The sequence below is a fragment of the Microcystis sp. M31BS1 genome (assembly GCF_020245285.1).
In the GTDB taxonomy this organism is placed as follows: Bacteria; Cyanobacteriota; Cyanobacteriia; order Cyanobacteriales; family Microcystaceae; genus Microcystis; species Microcystis panniformis.
Window position 1 is genome coordinate 1 of the sequence record NZ_JADBVE010000029.1, and the last position, 8,745, is coordinate 8,745.

Sequence of the window (8,745 nt, forward strand, 5' to 3'; positions counted from 1 at the left end):
ATAAAAGTTTATGCTGCTATTTTTTTTCGGAAAAATAGGTTGTAATGGGAGACTCTTTGTTTTCCTAGACAAAAATAATTACTTTTTCAAAAAAACACTTTTCTATTTTTTTGTTGGGTATTTTATTCTCTGGAAGTCCCTTATCAGTTATCAGTCTTAAACAGCAAAAAGCTCCAGTGCCTCTCCCATGCAGTTTTAACAAGTGATGTGGATAGGCAAGCAGCTGATCAGTATTGCAGCAATTCTCCCAGTATCGAGATTTAATTGACTTCAGTTCGATTGATAGTCTTCTCCGCCGGGATGATAGAATTGCCTTTCGGAGTCAGGAAATTGTGCAAGATGTGACGATTTTGAATTAAAACTAAAGTTGCGATCGCTAAGAGAAAATAACCAAAACCTTTTTGTAACTGTTTTGCGGACACAAACTGTCCCAGATAGGAACCGATAAGAGTACCGAGGGCAGCCGCAAAAGCAAAGGATAGGGTTAACTGCCAATCGACGCTAATATGACCTAAATAACCCAGTAATCCGGCTACAGAATTGAGGAAAATAATCAGCAGGGAAGTGGCGATCGCTTGAACCATGGGGATTTTACCCAATAATACCAGCGCGGGAACGATAGCGAAGCCTCCCCCAACCCCAACTAATCCCGTCAGGACACCCACAGCAATTCCTTCGCTCATTAACCAGAGCCAGCAATATCGGCAGACTGGTTGGGGGTAGAGAGTCAGATTTTTTTGCCGATCGCGGGCTTTATAATCAGGATTATCTATCTGTGCTGATCTGCGGATCATAAAGGCTGCCGCTAGGAGCATTAGTGTCGCAAACAGGAGCATCTGGAAGGTGGCAGTGACAAAGGGTAATGTGGCTAATCTTGCTCCCAAAAAAGCCCCTACCATCGTGGCAGAACCGAAGATAAAAGCGGTTTTTAAGTTAATGTTGCCTTTTTTCCAGTGGGGAATCGTGCCGAGTAAACTGACACTACCGATGACTAGAAGCGTCATAGCGATCGCAGATTTGGTCGGTACTCCCATCACATAGACTAGAATCGGTAATGCTAGTACAGAACCTCCTCCTCCTAACAATCCCAGACTAATCCCCGTACAAACGGCTAATAAATGTCCAATTAACCAAGTCATTTCAGTTATCAGTTATCAGTTATCAGTTATCAGTTTCTGAAGGCAACAGGCCCCAAGTAAAGAATCTGACAATTCTCCTACCTAAAAAGAAGGCTAGAAACTAAGTACATCTTAGGTTTTAGATTCTTCTCTTGTTATCAGTTATCAGCAAATCATATTTCATTATTTACTGGTTACTGATTACTGATGACTGATTACTGCTTACTGATGGGGTTGATTATAGGGAAGTTTAGCCAGAAGCATAGCTAAAGCACAGGTATTACTAATCCCCGCAAAAACTAGACCAGAACCGACAAAACCGCTTAAAATCAGGAACCAAGGCGAGAGAAAGGCTCCTAATACTGTTCCGAGGACTACTAAGGAACCAGCGACGATCTGCACCTGACGGAATAGGCTAATTGGCGCATTTTGGTCTTTTTCGGTGGCATAACCCGCACTTTTCCAAGTATTTAAGCCGTTTTTAAGCTGGGCAACTTGGCTAAATCCTGCCGCAATCAGTTTTTGTGCTGCTACAGTGGATCTGCTGCCGGAATTACAGTAGAGAACTAGGGTTTGATTGGGGTCAAAAGCGATCGAATCGGGGTTAAAACTGGAAAGTGGTACTAATTTCGCCCCTGGAATGCGATCGCTTGCGTACTCCCCCGGTTCTCGCACGTCAATTAAGCAAACTTCTCGACGCTCAATTAAGTTTTTTAAAGTATGGGCATCAAATTCTAGTAATTTTGCCTGATTTGTGGTATTGGTCATCGTTAATCTCCTGAATGGATCTTGAAGCTAAAACAACTCCTAAATTACCGCAGCCTTGGTTAGCGGGAACTGCCTCCATGATCTTTTTGGGATCTGGTAAATTAAGACTGTTCATAAACTCGATAAATTGTCTGCGGTTACGTCCGAGAAAACGGGGATTGTATTGTTTTTCTTCGGCAATGGTGGAGACAGTTAAACCGCGATAGTCGTGGCCGGGATAAACCAGGGTACTATCGGGGAGAGTGAAAAGTTTTTGCGTGACCGAATCAAAGAGGGTACCAGCATCGCCGCTTTGGAAGTCGGTACGACCACAACCTCGGATAAATAGGGCATCTCCCGTCAAAATATGACTGTTATTGACTAAATAGGCTAGATGACTATCGGTGTGACCAGGAGTAGCGATCGCTTTGATGGTGATATTTCCTAGTAACAATCCCTCTCCATCTGCCAGATGGCGATCAGCACAGGCTACTTGAGCATTTTCGGGAACTATACCCAGACAGCCTGTGATTTGCCTTAATTTTCCAGTTCCTGTGACGTGATCGGCGTGAATATGGGTTTCTAAACAGTATTTTAGCGTTAATCCTAGCTCCTGTAATTGCCGATCATCCCTTTCCACCTGTTCCCGCACTGGATCCACCAATACCGCTTCCTTGCTGACGGGATCGGCAATCAAATAAGTATAAGTGCTGGTTTCGGAATCAAACATCTGACGGAATAGCATTATCTCTGACTCCCTTTATATAACTTTATAACTATACTACCATATAATTATGAATTTGTAGAAAACCTCTAGCAGGATTAATTTTTTGGCTGTATCTCACTGTCGAGTCAAGAGGCAAAAATACAAATAAAGCGAGAACTGTCGCTCTTGCAGTTCCCGCTCTATTATTGTTGGAGTATCTAACCCCCAAATAAATATTGAGTTAAATTAGTACAAATCTTCTTCTTTGTGGGTGACGATCACACAGTCAGAAGTAGGATAGGCGACACAGGTGAGGACATAACCCGCTTCAATTTGATCATCATCTAAGAAGGATTGATCAGACTGATCAACGCTACCAGATTCGATTTGACCAGCGCAACTAGAGCAAGCACCAGCACGGCAAGAAAAGGGTAAATCTAATCCTTCTGCTTCTGCTGCCTCGAGAATATATTCATTATCGGGAACATCAATTGTCTGGTCGCCACCAGGTGTTTTCAGGGTGACTTTATAAGTGGTTGTCTTTGTTTTTTTTGCCATAGGTTGTTCCTCAGTCTTAAAATCCCTTCTCTCGCCGTTTAAACTGAACGGGTCGAATGAGTTTTCCTTTTGATACTACAGGAAAATTTACCCGGCTCAACTTAGCATTAGTAATGACAGCCTTAAATAAACTTAAAATAATATTTACTTATCTCTTAGGTAAATAACCCCCGATAGTTGTGGATCAATCGTTAAATAATCTCATCAATCTTTAGGTAATAAGTAGTCATGCAAAATAAATTTCCTAGTGAAGATAGGCAAGGAGCAAAAGCTTGATCGAAATGTGTAATTAGGGTCTGCTGAAAAAGTTTTTCCTGGGGGTAGGAGTCAGTAGCCGGTCGTCAGGAGCCGGTCGTTTCAGGCTTTGTTGCCCTTGTTTTTTGTACCAAGCGATGTACTACAAGAAGGATAATGCAAGGTTTTTGAAAGTCCCAATCCTATTTTCTTGCACTAACATCGGACTTTAACAGGTCAAAAGCCTTATTTTAAAAGGGTTTTACCATTATTCAGCAAGCCCTACTTAAGTAGTTTTTTAGCTATCAGCTAGAAAAGGTAAAAGTCAAGAGTTGGGAGTGAGCGAGATGCAGAATAAAAAAGCTTAATCCTGCAAAAAAGCGAGGGGATAACTCATATTCTCAGCAAATCCCAAGATACCTTGATCCCGATGCTCATAGAGTAAATTTCCTTGACTATCAAATAAAAAAGTCCCTCCCCGTTGGGTGAGATAACTACTATCGGGGATATATGTTGACCAATTGCCCAAAACTTGACTCATATTACGAAGTCTCAGGGTGGCTAATTCAAAAGGTCGCTGAAAACCTTGACCCCCAGCAAGATTGAATAGGGAACCCCGGAAAGCTGGTAAAGGCCGCGCTTGTATTGTTTCCTCCTCGGCAATTAATTGGGGGGCTTTGCGATCGCCAAGATAACCCCGCAGCACTTCGGCCAGAGTCCCCGGACTACCCACACCCGCACACATAAAAATTAGATTTAACCAGGCATTTTGTCCGGGAGAAAACCCAGGTAATTTTAACGATAAACCGCGATAAAGTCCTAATAAATTGTGTAATTCGGCTTTGGGGTCAACAAACAGCCAATCTTGCCGAAATTTCGTATATTCAGAGAATTTTAAACCTGAATTGCGATCGCCGATACCGATGGCACGAATGGTTATCCCAGCATTTTGCCAAAGGGCTGCCTCTTTTTCTAACCACCAAGCGTATTCGAGACTATCAAAATCTCCCAATTGCGGCCAAACAAGAATTAAAAGACGTTTATAATCGGCACAATCGCTTAAAATTGGCACTATTTGCCCATCGCTGACCCTTTGGCGTTGAATTGTTGAAAATATTTCATAGCTGCTGCTCATAGGTAAATTTCTCCTAATAAAACCGCTGCTTTTGCCCCCGTGACTTGCGGTAAATTACCGGGGAAATTGTGCCAGCGCCAATAGGCCAAGAGGGCAAAAGCGATCGCTTCTTTAAAATCGCTATTTAATCCTACCTCATCGGTGGTCAAAAGCTTGACATTTGACCCCAAATGTGCTAGGAGTCGTTGGCGCAGGTAGGCATTACGAGCGCCACCACCGCAGAGCAGCACTTCCGCGGGCATTTCTGGCAAAAAGGTTTGATAGCTGTGGGCGATCGAAATGGCGGTTAAATCGGTTAAACTAGCCAACCAGTCGGCATCACTGAGGCAATAAGCTTGGGCATCCTCGCGCAATTGGGCTAGATAGGCGGGGCTAAATAACTCTCTGCCAGTGGATTTAGGGGGATATTGTTGAAAATAAGGCTCCTGTAGCCATTTATGAACTAATTCGGAGCAGGGTTGACCCTGGGCCGACCATTGACCGTTATGGTCGTAGGTTTGTTGGCCTTGGCTCAAAAATTGTACGGCCAAATCGATGAGGACGTTGCCGGGGCCAGTATCCCAACCGAAAATTTTTTGCTGCCAATTTTCCCTTTGTCGGGGGGGTAGATAGGTTAAATTGCCAATACCGCCGATATTTTGGACGCAGCGGGTTTTAGTGGGGTGAGAAAGCAGATAAGCGTCAATTTTCGGCACTAGGGGCGCACCGTGACCAGCTTGGGCGATATCGGCAGCGCGAAAATTGCTAATGGTGGGAATACGGGTAATTTTTGCGATCGCTGCTCCCCGTCCTAATTGTACCGTGTAACCGAGGCGATCGTTTGCGGGGGGTCGATGAAAAACAGTTTGACCGTGACTGCCGATTAATTGGGCTTTTGGGGCTTCTTTTTGGATATTTAAAGCGGCACGGGCGAATTCTGCGGCGATATCATCATCTAAGCTGGCTAAAGCTTCAAGGTCGAGCTTTTCTCCCCCACAGACTTGTAAAATTGTCTCGCGTAATCGGGGGGAATAGGGATAGGTTTCTCCAGCTAATAATTGCACCTGTGGAGATTCCACTGTACCGCTAATCTCCACTAAAGCGGTATCGATACCATCCACCGATGTGCCACTGATTAAACCGATAACTAACAAGTTTTTTCCCTCAACTGTCGATTGTTGATTATTTTATCCCCCTCCGACAATAGTAACAATTTCTAATTTATCCCCCTCCTTGATTTCCGTGTTTTCCCAATACTGACGATGGAGGATTTCCCCGTTATATTCCACGGCAACTAACCGAGGATTCATGCCCAAATTTTCTAACATTTGCCCTAGTTTAGTTGCGGGTAAACAGGTTTGAGTTTTGCCGTTAATTTGCAAGGTTATTTCTGACATGGATTTGGATATAAACGAATCAAGTTAATCGGAGGAGACAGGAGACAGGAGTTGAGAGTTGGGGTTTTAGGGTTTTAGGGTATTAGTTGAAATTCCCCTATCTCCCCACTCCCCCATTTCCCCATTTTTCCACACCCCACACCCCACACCCCACACCCCACACCCCACACCCCACACCCCACACCCTACACCCTACACCCTACACCCTACACCCTACACCCCACACCCCACACCCTACACCCTACACCCTACACCCTACACCCTACACCCCACACCCTACACCCCACACCCTACACCCCACACCCTACACCCTACACCCCACACCCTACACCCCACACCCTACAACCCACACCCTACTTTAATTGGTTTAATAATTGTTGTGTCACCACATCGGGGTGCTGCGCTTCCATGATGGCCCGGACTACAGCTACCTGTTGCGCTCCTGCCTCTAAAACCTCTTTAATGTTATTACTATCAATACCACCGATCGCAAACCAGGGTAAAGGGCAATTTTCCCGCGCATAACGGACGTATTCCAATCCTGCCGGGGTTTTTCCCGCTTTGGTGGGGGTAGCATAAACCGGCCCGACTCCCACATAATCGGCCTTTTCTTGGATTGCTTTGGCCATCTCTTGGGGATTAGTGGTGGACCGGCCGATAATTGCCGTTGGGCCGAGAAATTGCCGCGCTAGGGAAATCGGTACATCCTGTTGACCGAGATGAACACCATCAGCATGAATGGCCTGAGCAATATCGACGCGATCGTTCATAATAAACAAAGCATCGTAACGGTGGCATAACTCACACAGTTTAGCGGCTTCTTCTAAACGAATGGTATCAACGGCGGTTTTATGGCGGTACTGCACCAATTTTAAACCTCCTTTTAGGGCTAATTCGACGATTTCTAGCAGATTTTCGGCGGGAGAAGTGACTAGATAGAGGGGAGATGCTTTTAGTTTTTCCAGAGGTGGCGAGATTAATAGTTTACTCTCTAGCTGATAAACCCGATAGCGTAGCTGTTTACAGGCTATCCCTAACTCCAGATCATAGAGTTTACCGTATTCTTCTAAAACCCGAAAAGCCTCCTGTACGCGAGCGAGATTGGCCTGCAGCAGTCCCTCGACAGTCTCCCGGATTTCTTCCCTGGGATGGCTTAAATCCCTGCCGATATCGCCGGCTGTGTCCCGATGTCGTTTAAGATCGATCGAGTGCCAACTAGCTAATTGATGGCGCATTTCCTTACATTCTTGGGCTAAATCGGGATTATCTAAGCCAAAACGACACCATTCTTCGATAATTCGCAGTCCTTCTCTGGCGCGGTCAAGGTTAGCATCGAGAATCCGTTTAATCGCCGTGGTTTCTAGTTTCATTGCCGTCAATGTGGATGTCAATATAGCCGTCAGCCAATTTGATCCCCCTCAATCCAGCTTGGAAAACGGAACTTTCCTGGTTTTCCCCCTTTTTTTAAGGGAGGCAAGGGGTAGGGTTGATTCATGAATCAACCCTACCTTGAATCAACCCTAGGGCAAGGGGGGATCATATTATCTTTATCATCTCAAATATTACTATTCTTGGCCCTGGTTCGGGGAACAGTAGAGGCGGCATCAGACAGGCAACAAAGAGGGAGGAGAAACCCACGCCAAGGACAATTTTAAGCTGGCGGGAGATTCTTAAGCGCCCCTAGGTATTCTAGTAATTGCCGATGAGCCGGGTTATGTAGTGGGTAGAGATGATCGTAACAGATGGTGACGAGGGCTTGCAGATCGTCCACTAAATCCTCAGCTGCAATGGATTCCTGGGGTTGATTGAGGAGAATGACTTGGATTTTGAAGAGACGGCACAAACCCAAAATAAAATCATGACAAAAGCGACTGACACTTTCCGCATGGGTTAAAACTAGACATTTCACCTCACCCTGACAAATCATCTTCACTAGACGCATAAAATTAGGGCGATTGTGCCTGACTCCGTCGCCGATATCGGTGAGAATTTCAAAGGGTTGACCCTGTTGATGACAAAAGTCTTCTAACGCTTTTATCTGGGTGTCTAATTGGGGTTTTTGTTCAGGTCGATTAACACGAGCATAGCCCACAATAAATCCAGTTTCTTGTACAGATTGTAAGATATCTCCCCGTCGAAATCGGCGATGACCGCCGCGGGTACGAATTGAGGCAATTTTACCCTGTTGTTCCCAGCGCCGGAGGGTTTTAATGCTAACCCCGAGTAAATCGGAAGCTTCTCGAATAGTGATGAGAGTATTCATAGTATATAAGCTGTTAAGTATTTAAATTGCTTGTTGAGATGAGGAAAGAGGCACTCATGCAAGAGGCAACAGTAAAGGGATTGGGTTAGATTCGGCTAATCTAAGAATAAGGTGTTTAAATGCGTCTTAACTTAACCCGGTTTTAATTAAAGAAATTTCTCGAGAGAGAATCGTCCAACTTTAGACAGTCAGTTGTCCACTTTTATACTGCCATTGACCTACGCTGGTAACTATAGATGATTTGGGAAAATTAGTCATACCTCTTTAGATAGAGATATTAGACGGGATTTTTGGTCTTTCTAAAACCTGAGTTTGTCCGGGGGTCGCAGGGGTGACATTTTTAGGGGACTAAAAAGACCTTGCTGTGGGGATGAATTGCCTTCTCCCCGTTTTCCCCGTTAGGGAATTAATTCTTCTGCAACTCTAGTTTTAACGATCAAAACTGTTAAGTTTTATACATTGTACCTCTCTTGATTAAGTTTTGTAACAATTTGAGAGATTTTTTTTTGAACTAAGTAGGGAGGCACAATTATTTGTAGGATGGGTTAGCGGTAGCGTAACCCATGCGGGCGTTGGGTTTCATGCTTCAACCCAACCTACGTTCTTGA

The 8,745-nt window shown here is 44.6% G+C and carries 9 protein-coding genes; all 9 read right to left on the reverse strand.

The annotated features are described in order from the left end of the window. Positions 1–260 precede the first annotated feature (260 nt). The 9 genes from IM509_RS01590 to IM509_RS01630 all read right to left on the reverse strand — a co-directional run bounded on the left by IM509_RS01590 (position 261) and on the right by IM509_RS01630 (position 8,137). Entirely contained in the window at positions 261–1,139 is an 879-nt protein-coding gene (locus IM509_RS01590) for a sulfite exporter TauE/SafE family protein (RefSeq protein ID WP_052276551.1), read from the reverse strand. A gap of 201 nt (positions 1,140–1,340) precedes the next feature. Next, positions 1,341–1,886 carry a rhodanese-like domain-containing protein gene (locus IM509_RS01595; protein ID WP_002786812.1) on the reverse strand — a complete coding sequence of 182 codons (546 nt, stop codon included), beginning with the start codon at positions 1,884–1,886 and terminating at the stop codon, positions 1,341–1,343. Next, on the reverse strand, positions 1,846–2,610 hold the full coding sequence (locus IM509_RS01600; RefSeq protein ID WP_272079321.1) for an MBL fold metallo-hydrolase: 765 nt from the start codon (positions 2,608–2,610) through the stop codon (positions 1,846–1,848). Before IM509_RS01600 ends, IM509_RS01595 begins: the two co-directional genes overlap by 41 nt. A gap of 207 nt (positions 2,611–2,817) precedes the next feature. Continuing rightward, complete coding sequence (locus tag IM509_RS01605) at positions 2,818–3,129, reverse strand: ferredoxin (RefSeq protein WP_002758813.1); 312 nt, start codon at positions 3,127–3,129, stop codon at positions 2,818–2,820. A 598-nt stretch (positions 3,130–3,727) separates the two neighbouring features. Then, positions 3,728–4,498 (reverse strand): peroxiredoxin-like family protein, encoded by a 771-nt coding sequence (locus IM509_RS01610; RefSeq protein ID WP_185237906.1) that lies wholly within the window; start codon positions 4,496–4,498, stop codon positions 3,728–3,730. After that, positions 4,495–5,631 carry an anhydro-N-acetylmuramic acid kinase gene (locus IM509_RS01615; protein ID WP_185237905.1) on the reverse strand — a complete coding sequence of 379 codons (1,137 nt, stop codon included), beginning with the start codon at positions 5,629–5,631 and terminating at the stop codon, positions 4,495–4,497. Before IM509_RS01615 ends, IM509_RS01610 begins: the two co-directional genes overlap by 4 nt. 33 nt (positions 5,632–5,664) lie before the next feature. Further along, positions 5,665–5,874 carry a sulfur carrier protein ThiS gene (thiS, locus tag IM509_RS01620; protein WP_043999042.1) on the reverse strand — a complete coding sequence of 70 codons (210 nt, stop codon included), beginning with the start codon at positions 5,872–5,874 and terminating at the stop codon, positions 5,665–5,667. A gap of 353 nt (positions 5,875–6,227) precedes the next feature. Then, positions 6,228–7,244 (reverse strand): thiamine phosphate synthase, encoded by a 1,017-nt coding sequence (locus IM509_RS01625; protein ID WP_072925725.1) that lies wholly within the window; start codon positions 7,242–7,244, stop codon positions 6,228–6,230. A 281-nt stretch (positions 7,245–7,525) separates the two neighbouring features. Further along, positions 7,526–8,137, reverse strand: coding sequence for an IS607 family transposase (locus IM509_RS01630; RefSeq protein WP_185237993.1), 612 nt, complete (start codon positions 8,135–8,137; stop codon positions 7,526–7,528). Positions 8,138–8,745: the final 608 nt, after the last annotated feature.

Bases quoted from the DNA above. Each gene is read 5' to 3' on its own strand.
- IM509_RS01590 (WP_052276551.1), bottom strand. From the start codon at position 1,139: ATGACTTGGTTAATTGGACATTTATTAGCCGTTTGTACGGGGATTAGT.
- IM509_RS01595 (WP_002786812.1), bottom strand. From the start codon at position 1,886: ATGACCAATACCACAAATCAGGCAAAATTACTAGAATTTGATGCCCAT.
- IM509_RS01600 (WP_272079321.1), bottom strand. From the start codon at position 2,610: ATGCTATTCCGTCAGATGTTTGATTCCGAAACCAGCACTTATACTTAT.
- IM509_RS01605 (WP_002758813.1), bottom strand. From the start codon at position 3,129: ATGGCAAAAAAAACAAAGACAACCACTTATAAAGTCACCCTGAAAACA.
- IM509_RS01610 (WP_185237906.1), bottom strand. From the start codon at position 4,498: ATGAGCAGCAGCTATGAAATATTTTCAACAATTCAACGCCAAAGGGTC.
- thiS (WP_043999042.1), bottom strand. From the start codon at position 5,874: ATGTCAGAAATAACCTTGCAAATTAACGGCAAAACTCAAACCTGTTTA.
- IM509_RS01625 (WP_072925725.1), bottom strand. From the start codon at position 7,244: ATGAAACTAGAAACCACGGCGATTAAACGGATTCTCGATGCTAACCTT.
- IM509_RS01630 (WP_185237993.1), bottom strand. From the start codon at position 8,137: ATGAATACTCTCATCACTATTCGAGAAGCTTCCGATTTACTCGGGGTT.